Genomic DNA, 18,528 nt, shown 5'->3' with positions numbered 1-18,528 from the left:
GGAGATCCGACATGGAGCAACAGTGCATCGAGGTCCCGCGCGGACTGTCCGGAGTCGTCGTCACGGACACCGCACTCGGCGACGTACGGGGACGCGAGGGCTTCTACCACTACCGGCAGTACTCGGCCGTGGAGCTGGCCGAGCACCGCACGTTCGAGGACGTCTGGCATCTGCTGTTCCACGGGGAACTCCCCGACCGCGCCACCCGCGAGGAGTTCACGAAGCGCACCGCCGCACTGCGCCACCTCCCCGCCCCCGTACGCGCGGCACTGCCCGCCGTATCCCGGGCCACCGCCGCGTCCGGGCCCCTGGCCGGGCTGCGCACCGCGCTCTCGCTGGCCGGGGCGGCGGCGGGGTTCCGTCCGGTCTACGACCTCACACCGGACGAGCGCCGCGACGACGCCCTCGCCGCGTGCGCGCTCGTACCGACGCTGCTGACGGCGCTGCACCGGCTGGGCCATGGGCTGGAACCCGTCGAGCCGCGCGACGACCTGCCGCATGCGGCCAACTACCTGTACATGCTCACCGGCGAGGAGCCCGCGCCGCGCGAGGCCCGGGCGGTGGAGCGCTACCTCATCTCCACCGTCGACCACGGCTTCAACGCCTCGACCTTCACCGGACGCGTGATCGCCTCGACCGGGGCCGACGTCGCCGCCTGCCTCACCGGTGCGATCGGCGCCCTGTCCGGGCCGCTGCACGGCGGTTCGCCCAGCCGCGCGCTGGACGCCCTGGACGCCATCGGCACTCCGGACCGCGCCGACGCCTGGGTCCGGGAGCGCGTACGGGCGGGCGAGCGGATCATGGGCTTCGGGCACCCCGTCTACCGGACGGAGGATCCGCGTTCGCGCATGCTGAAGGGGATCGCCCAGGAATTCGGCGGCCCGCTGGTCGACTTCGCGACGCAGGTCGAGGAACGCGTCGAGGCCGTGCTGGCCGAACTCAAGCCGGGCCGCGAGCTGCACATCAACGTGGAGTTCTACGCGGGTGTCGTCATGGAGCTGTGCGGCCTGCCGCGTTCGATGTTCACGCCGACGTTCTGCGCGGCACGCGTGGTGGGCTGGGGCGCCAACATCCTTGAGCAGGCCGGGGATTCGAAGATCATTCGGCCTTCCGCGCGCTACACCGGACCCGTGCCGCCGGCGCCGGTACCGAAGCTGCCGTCGGCCGACGCCGCCTGAAAAAGCCCGTCCGCGAGCACGCCCGGAACAGGGTTCCCGAGTGGTGCCCCCGGTCCGCGAGCAGGGCCGGCAGATCTCCCCGAGGGCCTCACCTCGTGTTTGACACGGCAGGAGGACCCGCGCCTAGCCTCGCAAGATGACAACTGTGTTCAGAAAGGCGCTCGGTGCGCTGCCGCGCCTGGGAGTTCAGGTGCTCGACCTCGGGCCGGGCGCCGCAGTCGTCTCCCGGCGCGGCGGCTACACCGCCACGAAGATGAGCGACGACGCCTGGATGGTCGGCGGCAAGCGGTCGCTCACCCGCACGCCCGCCGGCGGCTGGGGCCTGCACAAGGCGGCCGCGAGCGGCCTGTGCGCCCGTCACGTCGCCGACCTGCTGGCCAACTACGACGTCAACTGCGTCTTCGACGTCGGAGCCAACAAGGGCCAGTACGGCAAGCAGCTTCGCGAGTTCGGCTACCGGGGCAGAATCGTCTCCTTCGAGCCCGTACCGGACGCCCTGGCCAAGCTGCGGAAGGCCGCCGAACGCGACCCGGACTGGCAGGTCCACCCCTTCGCGCTGGGGCGCAGCGAGTCGGTCGAGCACATGCACCTGGGGTGGAAGACCATGAACTCGCTGCTGGAGCCGAGCGCGTACGGACAGCAGCGCTACAAGCGGTTCGCCGACACCGCCACCACCACCGAGGTGGCGGTGCGGCGGCTCGACGCGGTCATGGACGAGGCCGTCGCCGGACTCGACTGCCCGAGGCCCTATCTGAAGATGGACACCCAGGGCTTCGACATGGAGGTGTTCGCCGGCGCCGGGGAGCGCATAGGCGAGTTCGTCGGGATGCAGTCGGAGGTCGCGGCGCTTCAGCTCTACGAGGGGAGCCCGCACATGTCCGAGGCCATCGCCGCGTACGAGGACGCGGGCTTCGAGATCACCGGCATGTATCCCGTCACGCGCGAAGGAGCCACAGGGCGGGTCGTCGAATTCGACTGCGTGCTGGCCCGAGCGGCGGCAGCTCCGGCCCAACCGGCGTGAACCCGCGGTGAATCGGACGACGTGCCGTGCGGCGGGCGACCGCACGGCACGTCGGTCCGTTCCCGTCCGGCGGCGCTCCCGCCGACGCGCAGCGGGTGAGATCCCCCACGGCATCTTTCACGGCATCCGTGGGACCCGGCACTGCCCGAGGGACCTGGACGCGGCGGTCACTGCATTCCTGCCTGCCTGTGAATTGCCGTTCACCCTCGCTTCATTCGTTGCGGGCAGGCATACAGATAAGCCGTAATCCACTCGAAAGGCAGCAGTGCGAAACACCTCGCCCACGGTCCGCCCGTCACCGGTGAAGGTGAGCGTCGTCGTTCCGACCCACAACACCGGCCCGACCGTCCTGACCGGGCTGCGCTCCTTCCTCGGCCAGACCATGCCGCGCACGGACTTCGAGGTCCTCTACGTCGACGACGGCTCCACCGACGACACGGTCGCGCTGCTGGAGGCCGAAGTCGCCGCCCAGGGAGCCGAATCGGTCGTCCGCGTGATGCGCATCGCGAACTCCGGCTGGCCCGGCAAGCCGCGCAACGTCGGCATGGACGCCGCCCGGGGCGAGTTCGTCCACTTCGTCGACGACGACGACTGGCTCGCACCCCAAGCCCTGGAACGCACCTGGGCGCGGGCCCAGGAGACCGGTGCCGACATCGTCGTGGGACGGATGGCCGGACACGGACGGCGAGCGCCACGCGCACTGTTCGAGAAGCCGGTCGAAGCCGCGGACTTGCGCTCCGGCACCGAACTGCTCGCCTCCATGACCGTGCACAAGCTCTTCCGCAGGTCCTTCCTGCGGGAGAACGAGTTGCGCTTCGCGGAAGGGCAAGTGCGGCTCGAGGACCACATGTTCACCCTGCGCGCCTACCTGCTCACCAGCAAGGTCGCCACCGTGCACGACTACACCTGCTACCACTGGGTGCGCCATCCCGGCGAGGATCACAACATCAGTTACGGGACGATCGAGCCGGGCCCCTACGTGGACAGCGTCCGAAGGGTCCTCGCCATCCTGGACGCCCCCGACACCCGCGTAGCCCCGGGCAGGCACCGCTACCGGCTGGCGGCCAACTGGTACGGCAAGAAGGCGCTCGCCCGGCTCAGCGGGCAGCGCTTCCTGGACCAGCCCGGGCCGCGCAGGGCCGAATGGCTCGACGCCGTCGGCGCTCTGGCCGCCGAGATGCCTCCGAAGGCGGACGCGGCACTGACGACCCGGCTGCGTATCGTCGCGGCGCTGGCCAGGCACCGAGAGCTCCAACCGCTCGTGGAATACGCGGAGTTCGAAGCCGGAGTGGACCACCGGCCCCGCGTCCGCTCGGCCGCACGGAAGGACGGGCGACTCACCGTCAAGTGCGAAACGCGGCTGGTCCGCAGAAAGGGCAAGGGCACCTCCACCGCCCCCCTGGTCTTCTCCCGCGCGGGCGGTCGCCGTCTGCTGCGGCTGCCGTCCCGCGTCGCCGCCGTGGCGGGGGCCTCGGAAGCGGCCGACTTCACCAAAGCGGTGCAGCGCAGCAACGTGCGCGGACTGCTCCGCCACCGCGAAGGCGGGACGGTGCTGAGCGTGCCCCTCGACCACCGCGTCGTCGAAGTGCCCGCGCGGGACGGCGGCACCGCGGCGGAAACGGTGGCCAGGGCCGCGCACCGGATGAGGCTGCCGGCCCGGCTCACCTCCCGCCTGCCCGGCGCCGGACGTACGCAGGAGAAACGGATGCAGGAGAACCCGGACTCCCACTCCTTGAGCTTCGAGACCGAGTTCACCGTCGACCCCTCCACGGCCGACAACGGCAAGCCACTGGCTCCCGGCACCTGGGACCTCCAGCTCCAACTGGGCTGCGGAGGCTGGCGCTTCGCGCGGCCCCTGCGCGGCTACTCGATCGAGGTGCCCGAAGAGCCGGCGTCCCGCCCGAGGCGGGAGGGACCGGCTGGGCGGCGGCCGGTGCTGTCCGGCGCCCGCGGGTGACGCCGGGGCCGCCCCGTCGGTCCCTGCCAGTCGGTCCCTGCCAAGGGACAGCAACGACGCAAGCGGTTGGATCGTGCCGCGGCGTCAGGCCGGTTTCAGCCCTCCTGGGTGGGATCAGCCGGGCGGAGAGCCGCGAGGAAGTCCTGGAAGTCCCCCAGCACAGCGTCGAGTTGGCTCGTCTTCGCCGTCAACGCGACCTCGATCTCGACGAGTTCACCGCGCTGCTGCTCGTTCTGGATCAGCAGGATGAACTGGCTCTGCGCGAGCTCCATCGGCTGCCCGTTGACGTCGGCCTGGATGCGCAGGTTCTGCACGATTCCCGGGGCGTCGACGAGGCCCGGCGCCGTCGAGGTGCCCACCTCGGTGCGCTTGGCGATGTCGACGGAGCCGACGTTCTCACGCAGCCGCTGCACCGACTCCTCGGCGAGGCCGTGCAGGCTCGCCGAGCCCTCGTGGGTGCGGCCGGTGACCGTGATGTTGGGCGTGAAGCCCTGGCCCTGGGAGGCCTTGTGCAGTCCGACGAAGGCGGCGTGCGGGGCGCCGACCTTGTCCGGGGGTGCCGACTCCCAGCCCTGCGGAAGCTCGACGTGGAGCGGCACCGGAAGTGTGCCCGCCATGGTGGATCAACTCCTTGAAGTACGGCTTCCGACGGTACGGGAAGCAAGGGGAAGGGGCCGATGGCGAGGAGCCCCGGTAAGGGCTCCTCCGCGTCGGATCAGTCGAACCAGCCGCCGACCGTGTCCTTGGCACTCGCGCCCCAGTCCCCGACCGCGTCCACCGCGTCGCCGGCGGCGTCGGTGACCTTGCCCGGGTCGATCTCGACCTGGGCACCGAGTTTGCCGCCGAGGCCGAGGCCGACCCCGGCCTCGCCGCCGATGACGAACGTTCCGTCGTCCTTGAAGCCGGCGTCGAACTTGGCCTCGGCCCCGACTCCGGCCCAGCCCTCGGCAGTACCACCGGCTCCGATACCCGCCACCGAGGCGTGCCCCTCCGCTTCGGCCTTGGCCCCTGCGAAGGCTCCGGCTTCGCCGTGGACGCCGTCCATGCCGACAGAGCCCTTGGCCTCCGCCTGGGCGCCGGCGAAGGCCGAAGCCTTGCCGGAGGTCTCGAAGTGGCCGGCCTCGTACTTGCCTTCGGCCGAAGCCTGGGCCAGGTATGCCTTTCCAGAGGCAGAGGCGGTGGCGTTGCCGTCCTGCAGACCGACGCCTGCCTGGCCCTCGACGCCGAGAAGGTTCACGCCCGCCTTGCCGGAGACCTCGCCGCCCGCGAAGTCGCTGCGGCCCTGGGCCTCCGCCCCCCACACACTGGCGCCGCCGGAGACGGAGGGGCCCGCCACGACGATGCCGGGACCCTTCCCTGAGGTCCCCTGGCGCAGTGCCTCCCGGTCCTCAGGCGACAGGTCCTTGTAGTCGCCCCAAGCCCTGGGGTTCGTCAGCGGGTTCATCCGATCGGTGAACTCGCGGGGTTTGCCGATGTCCCTGCTCGTCTTGCCGACGTCGCTGTCGGCCGCCTCCGCCGAGAAGAACAGCCAGTCCGGGGCGCCGTCGGCCTTGCCGCCCTGGGCCTCGAACTTCTTCGCCGCGGTGTTGCCCGCCGTCTCCAGTTGGGTGCGCGCGTTGTTGAGCGTCGTCTCGGCCCCGGCCTCGTCCCCGCTCTCGTGCTGCCGGATCGCCCGCTCCGCCTGGGACTGGGCCCAGCTGAGGGTTCTGGCGTAGTCGCGCAGAGCCTTCTCGGCTTCCGTCATCGAGTCGGAGCCGCGGTGCCAGCGCGCCTTCTGGGGTGAGAAGTCCTTCCAGAAGGCATCGCTGGCCTTGCCCTCCCAGCTGGGTATGCGGATGGCACCCAGGTCGTCGCCGATGCCTTCGAGCGTCTTGGACCTCGCGCGGAGCTTGTCGGCCCGGTCGTTGAGGTCTTCGGAGTTGCCCGGTATCAGCTGGCGCGGATCGCGGGTCTCACCGAGTTGTGCCGCCATTGATTCCCCGTTAGTAGATCGGGCCCGGCACGCCGGCCGCCGGCCCGGTGAAGTGGTTCTGTGACTGATGCTCGGAGCGCTCGTACGACGCGGCGTTGTCGTTGAGTTTGTCCGCGGAGGACTCCCCGTCGTCCTTGAGCGTCTTGGTGACGGCCACGTCCCAGGTGGCCATCAGCTCTGCGAATGCCTTGGCCGCGTCGCCGTGGCCGAAGTCCGCACCATTTGCGATCTCACCGAGCTTGGCGTCGTCGCCCTTGCCCACTGCCTTCTTGATCTTTCCCGATGCCGAGCGAAGTTCGCTCGGTTCCACTCGCACGTCAGCCATGCGAACCCCCGTCTCAACTCGGTGCCCGGGGGTGAACTGCGATCACTGCCCCGTTGGTTGACGCCCAGTCAAGCATCCTCCCGTGCCGATGACACCGGCAGCGGGCAAGACCACAGCCTCTGCAAGAGACATTCACACGACGGCTGTTGTGTCGCCGACGGCCACGGGACCGGCATCCGGGAGCGAGAGAGGAACGGGAGAACGGCGTCCCGGCCACCGGCTGACGGTGGCCGGGACGGCTCCGCTACGACGTCTGGGCCGGAAGCCTCCCGACGGCGTCCGCGAGGAAGTCCAGCATCACGTCGAGGTTCTCGGTCGAGAGCTTCTCCTCCCGACGCCAGGTGAGCAGGTGTCCGTAGCGCACCTCGAGCGGCCACTCGCCGGCGCGCGGGTCGGAGATCAGGAACTGGGCCAGCCCGCCGTGCAGCAACGCCCGGGCATGCTCCTCGTCCTCGGCGACGATGTGGAACTGCTCGTCGACCTGAGGGATCCCCGTGGCGAGCGGAGTGCCCGAAGTGAGCTTGCTGTGCCAATGCCGGTGCAGAATACGGATTTCGGGAACGGGCGCGGTCAGCTTCAGGGCCCACACGGGAAAGTAGTGGATCTGCTGCTTCATGTGGTCGTCCACCCCGGACCCGATGGCGAGGGTGCTCTGGTACTCGAAGGCCCGGAAGGCGAATCCGCGGTGCGTTCCGGTGACGGCGTTGCCGCCCGGCACCCCCTTCGCGACCGGCAGCGGCCCGGCGCCGGAGAACTCGTCGATGAGCCCGGGAGCACTGGACTGGTGGGTCCAGCCACGGCCCTCCGCCAGCGCTCTCAACTCGGCACGGCCCGCCGTCGCCGCCTGCACATTCCGAGCAGAGCGCTTCTTGGACCAAGTGAGCAAGGTCCCCAGCGCGACGAAAAACAACACGTACAACAAGGCTTCCATGCCGTCAGCATGCCTCCCTGCGGGCCGGTTGTCCCAGCCCCCGCGCACTCCGATACAACCTGTACCTCAGCCTCACACGTCAATTGCACGCGCGGTGCACCGGGCCCCGTTCCCACATCGCGCAGCCACTCCGGGTTCCCTACGCTGTGCCGAGCCGGACTCCCCGGCCCGCGCGAGGCCTTGCGGGCAGGCGAGGGGGCGTCACACCACCGGAGGGGGATGTCGTGAGCGGGAAGTGGACGAGCGGCCGGAGCATTGCCGAACACGGGCTGAGCAAGAAGAAGTTCACGCTCGTCGTCGGCAACAAGGAGTACCCGCGGCGGGTCGCGGCGCTCGTCATGGGCGGAGTGGTGCTGGTGATGGGCGGGTTCTTCGCCGGCGTGCTCGGGCTCATCTACTGGGGGAAGCAGGAGGACACGCGCAGTGCGGGCGAGGAGGCCGGGCTGGCGGAACTGGCCCGCGAGCACGGCTGGTCGCACGAGCCGAGCAGGTCGGGGGTCGTGGACCGGCTGGAGGGCGTGGAGCCGTTCCCCGATGTGAGCACCGGGCTGCAGGTGTCGGACTACACGCACGGCCGGTACAAGGGGCGGGAGTTCCGCTACTTCGAGTACGAGGACGAATCAACGGGCACGCGGGTCAACGGCAGGGAGCAGTCGGAGTACTTCGCGGTGTTCGCCGTCTCGACGCCCGGGGAGGTGCCCCGGACCGTCATCCGTGAAGAGGGCTTCCTGGACTCGGTGTTCGGCGGCGGGGAGATCGTCGCCACCGGGGACGCGGAGTTCGACGCCGACAACAAGGTGATCGCCGAGGAGCCGGCGGCGGCGAAGCGGCTCGCGGCGCCCGGGTTCATACGCCACCTCGCACAGGAGCCCGCGTTGAAGGACCGGCCGCTGCGGTTCGAGAACGGCGAGGTCCTCACCTGGCAGGAGGAGCGGCTTCGTCCGCAGGACGTGCTGCGCAAGCTCGATTACCTGTCCCGGGTGGTCGACCACGCACCGGCACGCGCCTGGCAGTAGCCAACGGCCCCCGAACACCGGCGGAACGTCCGGCGATCGGGGGCCCTGGCCTGTCCCAGGAGGAATTACCCGTCGGCCTTGATGTCGTACTTGATGTCGTCGCCGTCGACGGAGGTGACCTTGACTGTCACGCCGAGGCTGCTGCCGTCGCTCGCGGTGAGCTTGCAGCGCATCGTGGTGCCGACCTTTCCGACGAGGTCCTTGGGGCAGGTCACGTCCGGCTTCGGCTGGCCCGTCTGCGCGGCGAGCTTCTCGGCCACCGTGTTCGCCACCTTGTCCTTGGGCAGCTTGGCCTCCTCCGACGAACAGCCGACCAGCAGCGCTCCGGCGGCTGCGGCGGCGACGCCCCAAGTAACGGCGGAAAAGCGGGGCTTGGGCATGAGTCGGGCTCCGTTCGGGGCGAGAGGATCACGAGGGTCGGAAGGTGACGCTCGTCGGAATGATTATCTATCAGCCCGGGCTGACCGTCCGGCCGGGTCTTCACAGCCTCCCGCCCCCGCCCGCGAACGATCTTCACCTGCCCCCTCTCCCGGGCAGCCCGCACCGGCCCCCTGCGCCACCGTCACGGACCACGCGCCCCCGGCCCCGCAGTCCCGCAGTCCCGCAGTCCCGCAGTCCCGCAGCGACGCAGCGACGCAGCGACGCAGCGACGCAGGAACAGCAGACACAAAAAGGCCCTGGTCGGCGGAGGACCACCGACCAGGGCTGCGAAGAAGGTGGGAGCAAGCCGCTGCCCGGTCGTGAGCACGGCAGGTGACAGTCATTTGAGGCTCCCGGGGACGAATCAGCTCCGGGCGCGCTCAACTCCCGGGGCGGAGCTGCTCTTCCCCGATGAGGCGGCGGGGCATGTTCTTCAACTCGCTCTGCTGGACGAACAGATCGTGCTCGGGACGGCTGCTCGGCTCGTACTGCGCTGCGGGGCGATGCCACTGCCAGCCGGCACGGAGCCAGCCGCGGCGAGTCCTTCAGCAGATTGTCCGTCTTCACGTACAGTGCGATCGCGAGGGAGCCCAAGTCTGGCGTCACGACCGGACTTTGGGCTCCCTCACCTCATGCGCGCAGCCCATCCCTTGGAATTGACATCTAGTCTTTGGGAGCAGGAGATGCATCACGCACAACACGAGGCCGCCCACGGCAGAGCGGGCGCCCCGGACCGCTGGGACGCGCGCACACCCGCTGCAGGCGGTGGTCCGGACGAGACCGTCTGGGGGCTGTTCGAGGCCCGGGCGTCGCGCCAGGGCAGTCGGATCGCCGTCGTGGACGGGGCGGTCGACATCGATTACGAGCGGCTGCGGGCCCGGGCGGAGGCAATCGCCGGGGAGCTGGCAGCCCGGGGCGTGGCGCCGGGGGCGCTCGTCGGCGTGTGCCTCGGCCGGACGTGGGAGCTCGTCGCAACCCTGCTGGGCGTACTGCGGGCAGGCTGCGCCTACGTGCCCATGGACCCCGCCTACCCGGCCGAACGGGTGCGCTACATGATCGAGCATTCCCGGGCGGCGTCGGTGGTCGTCGACGCCGGTACAGCGGCGCTGTGCTCGGCGGCCCCCGATCGCGTGCGCCTCGACGCTGTGCCGGACCGCCCGGCGGCATCGCCGGCGGCCTGCTCGGCCGGTGATCTCGCGTACGTCATCTACACCTCAGGGTCTACCGGGAAGCCGAAGGGCGTGGCGGTCGAGCACCGCAGCGTGGTCGCGATGACCGCCTCGATGCGTGAGCTGCTGGGCGACGAGGACCTTGCGGGCGTCCTGGCCGCGGCCTCGGTCTGCTTCGACCCCTCGGTGATGGAGATTCTGGGGACGCTCGTCCTCGGCGGCACGGTCGTCCTGTCCGAGAACGTGCTCGCCCTGCGCGAGCTGCCCGCAGCGCACCGCGTACGCACGGCCATCATGGTGCCGTCCGCGATGAAGGCGCTGCTCGCGACCGGGCCGCTGCCCGGTGGTTTGCGGTGTGTGGTGCTCGGTGGTGAGGTCTTGTCCCGTTCTCAGGCGGAGCGGTTGCACGCTGATCCTTGTGCGCCGCGGGTCGTGAACGTCTACGGCCCGACCGAGGCCACCGTGTTCGTCACCGCCGTCGAAGTGGGAAGCGGGCCGATCACCATCGGCAGCCCGGCCCTGAACACGCGAGCGTACGTGCTGGACGAGTCCCTGCAGCCGGTGCCGGCCGGCAAGGCGGGAGAGCTGGCTCTCGCCGGTGACCAGCTGGCCAGGGGGTACCTCCATGACGACGAGCGCACCCGGCAGAGCTTCCCGGCCCCCGCCCCGGACGGCCCGGTCCCGGAGCAGCGGATCTATCGGACCGGCGACCTGTGCCGGTGGACGGAAACAGGGGAGCTCGAGTTCCTCGGCCGCGCCGACCGGCAGGTCAAGATCCGGGGCCACCGGATCGAACTCGACGAGATCGAGGCCGTGCTGGCCTCGATGCCCGGAGTGGACGAGGCTGCAGTCGTTGCCACCACAGGCGAAGGCAAGAGCTTCCTGACGGCGTACGCGGTGAGCCGGCAGGAGTCGGTGACTGCATCGACCGTGCGCTCCCGGCTGGCCGACCGCCTGCCGAAATACATGATCCCGCACCACGTCATGCTGCCGTCCGAGATACCGAAACTGCCCAACGGCAAGGTCGACCGGCTTCGGCTCCCCACCCCCGCGCACCAGGGCGACGAGGCGGCTCCCCAAGAGAAGGCAGGCGGCGACGGCCCGGCCGCCTCCCGGACCGGACCCGGGGCGCTGCCCTCTCCGCACGGGCAGCAGCGCTCGGTACTGCTCGCCAGGGTGCTGGAAGAGGCGGCGCTGCTCCTCGGCGCTCCCGGCCCCGATGCGGTCCGGCCGGACGAGCCGCTGGCTGCGCTGGGGCTCGATTCGCTGGACATCGCGGAGCTCACGGTGCGCCTGTCGCGAGGGCTGGCCACTGACCTGCCTTCATCCACCCTGGTGGAGCAGATGACTCCCAAGGAGGCCGTCGACGGGCTGCTGGCGGTGCTGGGCCGTGCTTCCGGCGGCGGCGAGGTGCGCGGGCGACCGCAGGGCGTCGGGGCCGCGGATCGGCTCGATGTGTTCCAGGAGCAGGTCCGGTCCGGGCACCCGCCGGCCTTCGCCGCCAAGGCGCCGGCCTGGTCTGCGACCGACCGGGGCGCGCTCGTACAGCATTTCCGGCGTCTCCTGGCGCGCTCGGGGCTGGACCCGTACGGAAAGGTCGTCCGCACCGGAAGCGCCGAGCGAGGCGTCGTCGCCGACCCCAGTACGGGCGAGGAGCATGAGGCGCTCATCTGGACCACCAACCTCTACCTCGGACTCAACCGCGACGAGGAGGTCATCGAGGAGGCACGCAGTGCGCTGGGCCGGTTCGGTACCGGGATGGGGATATCAGCGGCGGGCTCGGGGCAGACCGGCCTCCACACTGAGTTCGAGCAGGAATTCGCCGCCATGGTGGGCAAGCCGGCCGCCTGCCTGTTCCCCACCGGGTTCACCGCGAGCCTGGGAGCCGTCGCCGGAATCGTGGGCGATCAGGACGTCGTGGTCATGGACCAGCTCTGCCACGCCTCCCTGGTGGACGGGGCCCGCCTGAGCGGCGCGAGGGTGCGGACCTTCCGGCACAACGACGCCACCGACCTGCGGGCGATCCTTGAAGCGGAGACCTCGCCCTACCGTACGACGCTGGTGGTACTCGAGAGCGTGTACAGCATGGGTGAGGGGGCGGCGCCGCTGCGGGAGATCGTGTCCGCCGCGAAGGAGTCCGGCGCGCTCGTCCTCGTGGACGAGGCCCACTCGTTCGGGCTCTACGGAGTGCGAGGTGCCGGCCTGTGCGCCGCGGAAGGCGTCACCGAGGACGTCGACTTCGTCCTCACGACGCTGAGCAAGGCCCTCGGGAGCATCGGCGGAGTGGTCGCCGCCCGGGAGCAGCACATCGCCTTGCTGAGGGCGTCGGCGAGGTCGTATGTCTTCCAGGCAAACATCTCACCTGCCGACGTGGCGGCGGCCCTTGCCGCCCTCCGCAGGGTCGCTGCGGGCGACGCGCTGCGGGCCAGGCTGTGGGATACCGCCCAGTACATGCGGAAGCGCTTCTCGGACGCCGGCTACGAACTCGGCACCGGGGAGGGGCTTATCATCACCCCCTTCTTCTCCGACGGCGAGAAGCTACATGCGATAGCCCGAGGGCTTTTCCGGCGGGGTGTCCATGCCGCTGCCGTGACCTACCCCATTGTCGAGCGCGGGCGAGGCCGCCTGAGGTTCATCTGCTCGGCGTCCCACACCCGAGCGGACGTCGACGAGACGCTGCAGGCCCTGATCGACGCAGATACGGAAGCCGCGACATTTCCCACGTCGCACGATGCCATGGACCTGCGAAAGGAAAGGGACGAGGAGTCCACACGATTCGACGTGACGAACTGGGCTGACGCGTTCACCACCTATCTGGAATCCATCTTGGCCGGGCTTCCCGCTCCGGCGCCACATCTCGTGGTCACGATCGTGCTGCCAGGAGGGGAAGAGGATCTTGTAGTCCGGATCAACGAACACGGGGTCACCCGAGAACCCGACAGCACCGCCGCGACGCCTGCCTGTTCGCTTCGCCTGGTCGACGATGAGGCAACAGCCGCACTGTGCTCACGGAACGTGGGAAGCCTGCTGGAGAGTGTGATCGCGGGCACCTGCGTGCTCGCCGGCCATACACAGCCGTTCGTCTGGCTCATCGGACGACTTAGTGACTGGCAGAGTTCAACAAGTGGCGCGTGAGGAAAGAGGTGTGAGCTGCCCCAGCCCGGACCGAGCTGTGCAAACACGCCGCCAATGGGCTCAGAAGCCGTTGTATCCCCGCGCCGATCATCGACCCCAGACCGATCACCACGGCATCGGAGAGCCCGAGCCGACGGTTCAGTTCGTCCGGCATCCCGGCGGCGGCCACCCGCGTGCCCTCTCACGGCTGAGGACCGTCGCCGTGCCCCGGGTGCACAGTGCCCGCACCCGTTCGACGGGCAGTCCGAGAGCCGCGGGGGTTTCCGCTGTTCAGGCATGGTTTCTTCGTCGCTGGGGGAAGGCCGGGACGGTGAATTCGTTCTCGGCGATGTGGAGTTGAGCGGCGACGTCGGTGATGGGTCTGGTGGAGGAGCGGGAGACGGCGGACTGATGCAGGGTCTGGTGACGTCTTGACCTGGCTTGCCCGTGGGGCGGCCTGGAAGGATGTTGCTGTGCCTGTTGCCCTATCCGCAGTTTCATGACGACGGCGTCCGCGTAGCCCGCAACCGCGAGAAGGGCGTGACCCTTGCGCAGATCGCGAAGGACTTCGGCGTCCATGAGATGACGCTGTCGAAGTGGCTGCGCCAACCGGTCACGGACACCGAGATCACCATGAAGCCCGCCGCAGCCCTCGCGGCATGAAAACCGACTGTCACCAACCGTGCATCAGTCCCAGGCGTGTGAGGCCGTCGGCTGGGTCTCCGACTCCCTCGGGATCGCCCACGAAGATCTCGTGTATGCAGCAGGTCTCATCGGTCACCCCGACGCCGATCCCGGCGTGACCCTCAACGAGGGGTGGAACACTACGGCGGCGACGAGAACGGCGGAATGACCTTCGTTCTGTACATGCTTCTGTTGAGCGGACGCTTGGTTGCCACCGTTGGAGACGAAGACCCGGAATGGCTGCGCCAGTTCGACCTCAAGGTGCAGCAGCTGGCTGAAGCCGCGTGCATGCACTCTCCTGCCACCCGGTCAGGGCCCGTCCGCTTACGCGTCGCTCACGCAGAGGGTTTCCGAACGACGAAGTGCCCGGACCGATCACCTTGGTCCGGGCACTCCCTCGCAGTTCAGCCAGGTGTACTGGCCTCCCGTCTCGGTAGGCCGTGAGGGACTCGAACCCTCAACCAATGGATTAAAAGTCCACTGCTCTGCCAATTGAGCTAACGGCCCGCCCCCGCAGCATAGCCCGGCGGACCGCCGGGCTTCGAAGGCATTGGCCTTCGTGCTGGGGAGGTGTCAGAGGACCGTCATCCGTTGCGCTTCCAGCGCGGCTTGTCTGCACGGCGGTCGAACTGGCGGCCGCCCCCGCGGTGATCGTCACGGCGGCCGTACGGGCGCCTGTCGTCGTGGCCGCGGGCGTCCCGCCCGTACGAGGAGGACCCGTACGAGGACGAGGGGCGGCGGTCGTCGCGGCGGAAGCCGCCCCGGTCGCCGTCGCGGCCCTCACGGTTGTACGCGGGGCGTCCCTCGCGGCGGTCCCGGTCACGGGGGCGGTCCCGGTCGCGGTTGTACGCCGGACGCCCGCCGTCACGCCGGTCGCCGCCGCGCTCGTCGCGCTTCCCGTCCTTGCGCTGGTCACGCTGCTCGCGCTGGTCCCGCTGGTCGCGGTCGCGGTCGCGCTGCTCGCGCTCCTCACGGCGCTGCTCCCGGCGCAGCTCGCGCTGCACCTCTGCCTCGACCTCCGCGGTCAGAGCGGCCGAGGCCTCCGCGACGGCGGCCTCCGGGTCGTCCCCGCGCTCGCGCGCCGCGCGCGCCGTCAACCGCTCGGACTCCTCGCGGAGTTCGGTCGCACGCCGCTGCGCACGCTCCAGCTGCCGGGTGAGCTTGGCGACCTCGCGCTCGGCCTGCTTGGCGGCGTTCGCCGTCGAGTCGGCCTGGACCTCGGTGAGGGAACGCGCGCCCGTGATCCGCGTCACTTCCTCGTCGAAGACGTCGCCCCGCCCGATGATGTGCCGCGAGGCGTCGACGCCCGCGTCCTCCATCAGCCGGAAGATCTGCCGCCGCTGGTGCGGCAGCGCCAGCGAGACGACGGTGCCGGACAGCCCCGCCCTCGCGGTCCGTCCGGACCGGTGCAGATAGTCCTTGTGGTCGCCGGCCGGGTCGACGTTGAGCACCAGGTCGATGTTGTCGACGTGGATGCCGCGGGCTGCCACGTCCGTGGCGACCAGCACGTTGACCTTGCCGTCCTTGAAGTCCGCCATGGTGCGCGTCCGCGCGCCCTGCGTCATGCCGCCGTGCAGCGCGTCCGCGCCCACGCCGACCTCGCGCAGCTGCTCGGCGACGCGGTCGGCGCCGAGCTGCGTCCGCACGAAGATGATCGTGCGGCCCTTGCGGGAGGCGATCGCGCTGGTCACGGGCGCCTTGTCACGCGGCTTCACCACGAGCACGTGGTGGCTCATGGTCGTGACCGCGCCCTGTGCCGCGTCGACCTCGTGCACCACGGGAGCGTCCAGGTACCGCTTGACGAGCGTGTCGATCTCCTTCTCCATGGTGGCGGAGAAGAGCATCCGCTGGCCGCCCTGGGGCAGTTGGTCCATCAGCTCGGTGACCTCGGGCATGAAGCCCAGGTCGGACATCTGGTCGGCCTCGTCGAGGACGGCCACCTCGACGTCCTCGAGGGAGCACGAGCCGCGTCCGATCAGGTCTCGCAGGCGGCCCGGAGTGGCGACGAGGATGTCCACGCCCCGCTCCAGAGCCGTGATCTGGTTCGCCATGGACGTGCCGCCGCAGACGACCTTGAGCTTCAGGCCGAGCACGTCACCGTAGGGCTGGAGCGCGTCGGAGACCTGCATCGCCAGCTCGCGCGTGGGCGTGAGGATCACTGCGCGCGGGCGCTTGCGCTCCGTGCGGCCGCCGGCCAGACCGTGCAGCAGCGGCAGCCCGAAGGAGAGCGTCTTGCCGGAGCCGGTGCGGCCACGGCCGAGGATGTCCTTCCCCCGCAGCGCGTCCGGGATGGTCGCGGCCTGGATGGGGAAGGGGATGGTCACGCCGTTCTGCGCGAGCTTGCGCACGACGGGCTCGGGGAGCCCGAGATCGGCGAAGGTGACGGTGTCCTCGTCCTGCGGGAGGACAGCGTCGATCGAGGCAACAGACATGCGAAATGCGAACCTTCCGGAGTTCAGCAGCACGCGCTCAGACTCCGTGAATTCGCAAAAGACCGCCTCAATGCGGTCAGCCACGGCTGAGAGAAACGCGCCACGCGGCGCGCTCTGCAAGGGCGCCGGGCAAATGGGATCAAACGATCACCCAGCATACGCACCCCGCGGGGCACCGCGCAAATGAGCTCCGGAGGGTGCGCACAGGCCCCGGAGGACGCCCCGCGGGGGACTATCCCCTGGTGGGCGACGTCGGGGCCTCCGACGGGGGCTTCGGCCGGCTGGGAGTGGGCTTCGGCACACTCGGCCTCGGCGGTGCGGGCGGCTCGGGACGCGGAGGCCGGGGCGGCACGGAGGAGTCCGGAACCTTCGGGGCGTTCCGCGAACTGTCCTGTTCTGCGGAGGAGTTGGCAGTCCTCTGCTTGCGCTGCCGCTTCTCGCCGCCGTCCGTCCGGCGCTTCCGGGCGCCGTCCTTCGCCCCGGCGTCGCGGCCGTGGCGCGCCCGGCGGGAGCCGCCCTCGCTCCCGGCTCCGTCGCCGTTGCGGGCGTCCTCTCCGTGTCGCCGCACGCCGCCCTTGAAGCCGCCGTCCGGCACCTCGTCCGCCGCACCGGTGGAGGACGACCCGTCTCCCCGCCCGGCACCGTCGCCGCTCGGATCACCCTGAACGCTCATGCATCCCTGGAGCAGTGCGAGCAGCACCGCACCGGCGGCCGCACGGACGGCCCACCTGCCAACGCTCCGGGGACGCACGGGAGACGGGCCGGGAGGGACGGCCCGGGAGCGGAACGAGGAACGCGACGAGCCCACGGGGAACCTCCAGGCACCGGAAGCGGGAACGGCAAGCCCTCTGCTCAACTGCCGCCCCGCGCAACAGGTCACGCCGATGTCAGGCCAACACGCCGCGGGCCAGGGCGAGTCCGGCGAACGCGGCACCCAGTCCGACCAGCACGGAAAGCACCGCGTTCGCCGACGCCGGCCCCCAACGGCCCCGTTCTGCCAGCCTGAGCGTCTCGTACGAGAACGTCGAGTACGTCGACAGCGCCCCGCACAGCCCCGTGCCCAGCAGCGCCACGAGCCGCGAACCCGCCGCTCCCGAAGTGGCCGCCCCCGTCAGCAGGCCCAGCAGCAGACAGCCGACGACGTTGACCGTGAACGTCCCCCAGGGAAAGACGGATTCGTGCCGTGCCTGCACGGCGCGGTCCGTCAGATACCGCAGCGGGGCACCCACCATGCCGCCCACGGCCACCAGCACCCACGTCACAGTCCAAGCACCTCCAGCAGCACCCACGTCACCGTCGACGCACCTCCAGCAGCGCACGCGTGGCCGCCGCACCGGCGCCCACCGCGGCCAGCGCGCCCAGCAGCGTCCCGGCGACGTACGCGACCGCGGTCGGCGCCGCCTCCGGCCCCGCACGGAAGAGATGCGCGGCGTCGACCGCGTACGTCGAGAATGTGGTGAAGCCCCCCAGCACGCCCACCCCCAGGAACGGCCTCAGCAGGGCGGGCGCACGGGCGTCGCGGCCGCTCTCGGCGACCAGCGCCATCAGCACACCGATCAGCACGCAGCCCGAGACGTTGACGACGAATATCCCCCACGGGAACCCCGCGGCGCCGCGGGCGGGGAGCCACAGCGACAGCGCATGACGGGCGAGCGAGCCCAGCGCACCGCCCGCGCCGATGACGGCGAGCACCACCAGCCCGTGCCGGCCGGCCGTCTCGGTCCGCTGAGCAGGAACGTGCAGGTCGACGTCGGGGTCGACGGCCTCCTGCCACGACGGCCGGCCGCCGGGACCGGCCGGGCTGCCCGGTCCGCCGGCGAGGTGCCGGCCGGTCCCGTCGGGGCCGAACGGCCTTCCCCCCGGGTTCCGGTCCGGTCCGCCGTCCGATTCGCCGCCCGGTTCCCCGTCCGGTTCCCCGCCCGACCCGCTGTCCGCGTTCACCCGTACCCCAGCTCGTGCAGCCGCTCGTCGTCGATGCCGAAGTGGTGCGCGATCTCGTGGACGACGGTCACCTCGACCTCGGAGACGACGCCCGCGCGGCCGCCGTCCTCGCCGTCCACCATGCGCAGCGTCGGTCCCCTGTAGACCGTGATCCGGTCCGGCAGCACGCCCGCGTACCACTCGCCCCGCTCGGTCAGCGGCGTGCCCTCGTAGAGACCGAGCAGCTCCGGGTCCTCGGCCGGCGGCTCGTCCTCGACGAAGACCGCGACGTTGTCCATGAGCCGCGTCAGCTCGGGCGGAATGCGGTCGAGCGCCTCGGCCACCAGCTCCTCGAAGTCCTCACGCGTCATCTCCAGCACCCCGCCATT

General features: G+C 70.5%; 17 protein-coding genes, 1 tRNA gene and 1 pseudogene. 7 read left to right on the top strand and 12 right to left on the bottom strand.

Translation table 11 applies throughout. The annotated features are described in order from the left end of the window. The first annotated feature begins 11 nt into the window (after nt 1-11). From EV375_RS20550 to EV375_RS20540, 3 genes are all read left to right on the top strand, one after another. Nucleotides 12-1,178 (top strand): citrate synthase/methylcitrate synthase, encoded by a 1,167-nt coding sequence (locus EV375_RS20550; RefSeq protein WP_130300733.1) that lies wholly within the window; start codon nt 12-14, stop codon nt 1,176-1,178. A 136-nt stretch (nt 1,179-1,314) separates the two neighbouring features. After that, a complete protein-coding gene (locus EV375_RS20545) occupies nt 1,315-2,199 on the top strand; it encodes an FkbM family methyltransferase (RefSeq protein ID WP_130300731.1) in 885 nt (294 codons plus the stop codon). Between the two features lie 265 nt (nt 2,200-2,464). Beyond that, nucleotides 2,465-4,156: a glycosyltransferase family A protein gene (locus EV375_RS20540; RefSeq protein WP_130300730.1), complete on the top strand. Its 1,692-nt coding sequence runs from the start codon at nt 2,465-2,467 to the stop codon at nt 4,154-4,156. A 95-nt stretch (nt 4,157-4,251) separates the two neighbouring features. On the opposite strand, the gene EV375_RS20535 is transcribed toward EV375_RS20540, so the two are convergent. The 4 genes from EV375_RS20535 to EV375_RS20520 all read right to left on the bottom strand — a co-directional run bounded on the left by EV375_RS20535 (nt 4,252) and on the right by EV375_RS20520 (nt 7,384). After that, nucleotides 4,252-4,773 carry a hypothetical protein gene (locus EV375_RS20535; protein ID WP_130300729.1) on the bottom strand — a complete coding sequence of 174 codons (522 nt, stop codon included), beginning with the start codon at nt 4,771-4,773 and terminating at the stop codon, nt 4,252-4,254. 98 nt (nt 4,774-4,871) lie between these two features. After that, the gene (locus EV375_RS20530) at nt 4,872-6,128 is read right to left on the bottom strand and encodes a putative T7SS-secreted protein (protein WP_130300728.1); all 1,257 of its coding nucleotides are present in this window, start codon (nt 6,126-6,128) and stop codon (nt 4,872-4,874) included. Nucleotides 6,129-6,138: 10 nt separating this feature from the next. Next, the gene (locus EV375_RS20525; RefSeq protein WP_130300727.1) at nt 6,139-6,453 is read right to left on the bottom strand and encodes a WXG100 family type VII secretion target; all 315 of its coding nucleotides are present in this window, start codon (nt 6,451-6,453) and stop codon (nt 6,139-6,141) included. A 244-nt stretch (nt 6,454-6,697) separates the two neighbouring features. After that, nucleotides 6,698-7,384: a hypothetical protein gene (locus tag EV375_RS20520; RefSeq protein WP_130300726.1), complete on the bottom strand. Its 687-nt coding sequence runs from the start codon at nt 7,382-7,384 to the stop codon at nt 6,698-6,700. 224 nt (nt 7,385-7,608) lie between these two features. Between EV375_RS20520 and EV375_RS20515 the strand changes: the two genes are divergently transcribed. Next, nucleotides 7,609-8,400 (top strand): hypothetical protein, encoded by a 792-nt coding sequence (locus EV375_RS20515; protein ID WP_130300725.1) that lies wholly within the window; start codon nt 7,609-7,611, stop codon nt 8,398-8,400. 65 nt (nt 8,401-8,465) lie between these two features. Here EV375_RS20515 and EV375_RS20510 read toward each other — a convergent pair whose 3' ends face one another. Both EV375_RS20510 and EV375_RS29820 read right to left on the bottom strand, forming a co-directional pair. Then, nucleotides 8,466-8,780: a DUF4333 domain-containing protein gene (locus EV375_RS20510; protein WP_130300724.1), complete on the bottom strand. Its 315-nt coding sequence runs from the start codon at nt 8,778-8,780 to the stop codon at nt 8,466-8,468. Nucleotides 8,781-9,327: 547 nt separating this feature from the next. Further along, a pseudogene (locus EV375_RS29820) lies at nt 9,328-9,426 on the bottom strand (IS982 family transposase); the annotation flags it as partial. 77 nt (nt 9,427-9,503) lie between these two features. Here EV375_RS29820 and EV375_RS20500 point away from each other — a divergent pair. The 3 genes from EV375_RS20500 (at nt 9,504) to EV375_RS29400 (ending at nt 13,956) form a co-directional block, all read left to right on the top strand. Beyond that, nucleotides 9,504-13,124: an amino acid adenylation domain-containing protein gene (locus EV375_RS20500; protein ID WP_486588604.1), complete on the top strand. Its 3,621-nt coding sequence runs from the start codon at nt 9,504-9,506 to the stop codon at nt 13,122-13,124. A gap of 459 nt (nt 13,125-13,583) precedes the next feature. After that, entirely contained in the window at nt 13,584-13,766 is a 183-nt protein-coding gene (locus EV375_RS20490) for a helix-turn-helix domain-containing protein (protein ID WP_207228201.1), read from the top strand. A gap of 19 nt (nt 13,767-13,785) precedes the next feature. Continuing rightward, nucleotides 13,786-13,956, top strand: coding sequence for a hypothetical protein (locus EV375_RS29400; protein WP_207228199.1), 171 nt, complete (start codon nt 13,786-13,788; stop codon nt 13,954-13,956). A 265-nt stretch (nt 13,957-14,221) separates the two neighbouring features. Here EV375_RS29400 and EV375_RS20480 read toward each other — a convergent pair. The 6 genes from EV375_RS20480 to EV375_RS20455 form a co-directional block, all read right to left on the bottom strand. Beyond that, nucleotides 14,222-14,294: transfer RNA gene (locus tag EV375_RS20480), tRNA-Lys, on the bottom strand. Between the two features lie 77 nt (nt 14,295-14,371). After that, nucleotides 14,372-16,219 carry a DEAD/DEAH box helicase gene (locus tag EV375_RS20475; protein WP_130300720.1) on the bottom strand — a complete coding sequence of 616 codons (1,848 nt, stop codon included), beginning with the start codon at nt 16,217-16,219 and terminating at the stop codon, nt 14,372-14,374. A gap of 232 nt (nt 16,220-16,451) precedes the next feature. Further along, the gene (locus EV375_RS20470; RefSeq protein WP_130300719.1) at nt 16,452-16,892 is read right to left on the bottom strand and encodes a hypothetical protein; all 441 of its coding nucleotides are present in this window, start codon (nt 16,890-16,892) and stop codon (nt 16,452-16,454) included. Between the two features lie 214 nt (nt 16,893-17,106). Next, complete coding sequence (crcB, locus tag EV375_RS20465; protein WP_130300718.1) at nt 17,107-17,481, bottom strand: fluoride efflux transporter CrcB; 375 nt, start codon at nt 17,479-17,481, stop codon at nt 17,107-17,109. A gap of 28 nt (nt 17,482-17,509) precedes the next feature. After that, a complete protein-coding gene (locus EV375_RS20460) occupies nt 17,510-18,160 on the bottom strand; it encodes a FluC/FEX family fluoride channel (RefSeq protein ID WP_486588603.1) in 651 nt (216 codons plus the stop codon). Further along, nucleotides 18,157-18,519, bottom strand: a complete 363-nt coding sequence (locus EV375_RS20455) for a metallopeptidase family protein (RefSeq protein WP_207228390.1) — start codon at nt 18,517-18,519, stop codon at nt 18,157-18,159. Before EV375_RS20455 ends, EV375_RS20460 begins: the two co-directional genes overlap by 4 nt. Nucleotides 18,520-18,528 lie beyond the last annotated feature (9 nt).

This window comes from Streptomyces sp. CNZ301 (genome assembly GCF_004217425.1).
This window is presented reverse-complemented; position numbering and strand designations above follow the sequence as displayed.

Coding starts and splice junctions, on each gene's coding strand:
- EV375_RS20550 (WP_130300733.1), top strand. CDS start 12: ATGGAGCAACAGTGCATCGAGGTCCCGCGCGGACTGTCCGGAGTCGTC.
- EV375_RS20545 (WP_130300731.1), top strand. CDS start 1,315: ATGACAACTGTGTTCAGAAAGGCGCTCGGTGCGCTGCCGCGCCTGGGA.
- EV375_RS20535 (WP_130300729.1), bottom strand. CDS start 4,773: ATGGCGGGCACACTTCCGGTGCCGCTCCACGTCGAGCTTCCGCAGGGC.
- EV375_RS20530 (WP_130300728.1), bottom strand. CDS start 6,128: ATGGCGGCACAACTCGGTGAGACCCGCGATCCGCGCCAGCTGATACCG.
- EV375_RS20525 (WP_130300727.1), bottom strand. CDS start 6,453: ATGGCTGACGTGCGAGTGGAACCGAGCGAACTTCGCTCGGCATCGGGA.
- EV375_RS20520 (WP_130300726.1), bottom strand. CDS start 7,384: ATGGAAGCCTTGTTGTACGTGTTGTTTTTCGTCGCGCTGGGGACCTTG.
- EV375_RS20510 (WP_130300724.1), bottom strand. CDS start 8,780: ATGCCCAAGCCCCGCTTTTCCGCCGTTACTTGGGGCGTCGCCGCCGCA.
- EV375_RS20500 (WP_486588604.1), top strand. CDS start 9,504: ATGCATCACGCACAACACGAGGCCGCCCACGGCAGAGCGGGCGCCCCG.
- EV375_RS20475 (WP_130300720.1), bottom strand. CDS start 16,219: ATGTCTGTTGCCTCGATCGACGCTGTCCTCCCGCAGGACGAGGACACC.
- EV375_RS20470 (WP_130300719.1), bottom strand. CDS start 16,892: ATGAGCGTTCAGGGTGATCCGAGCGGCGACGGTGCCGGGCGGGGAGAC.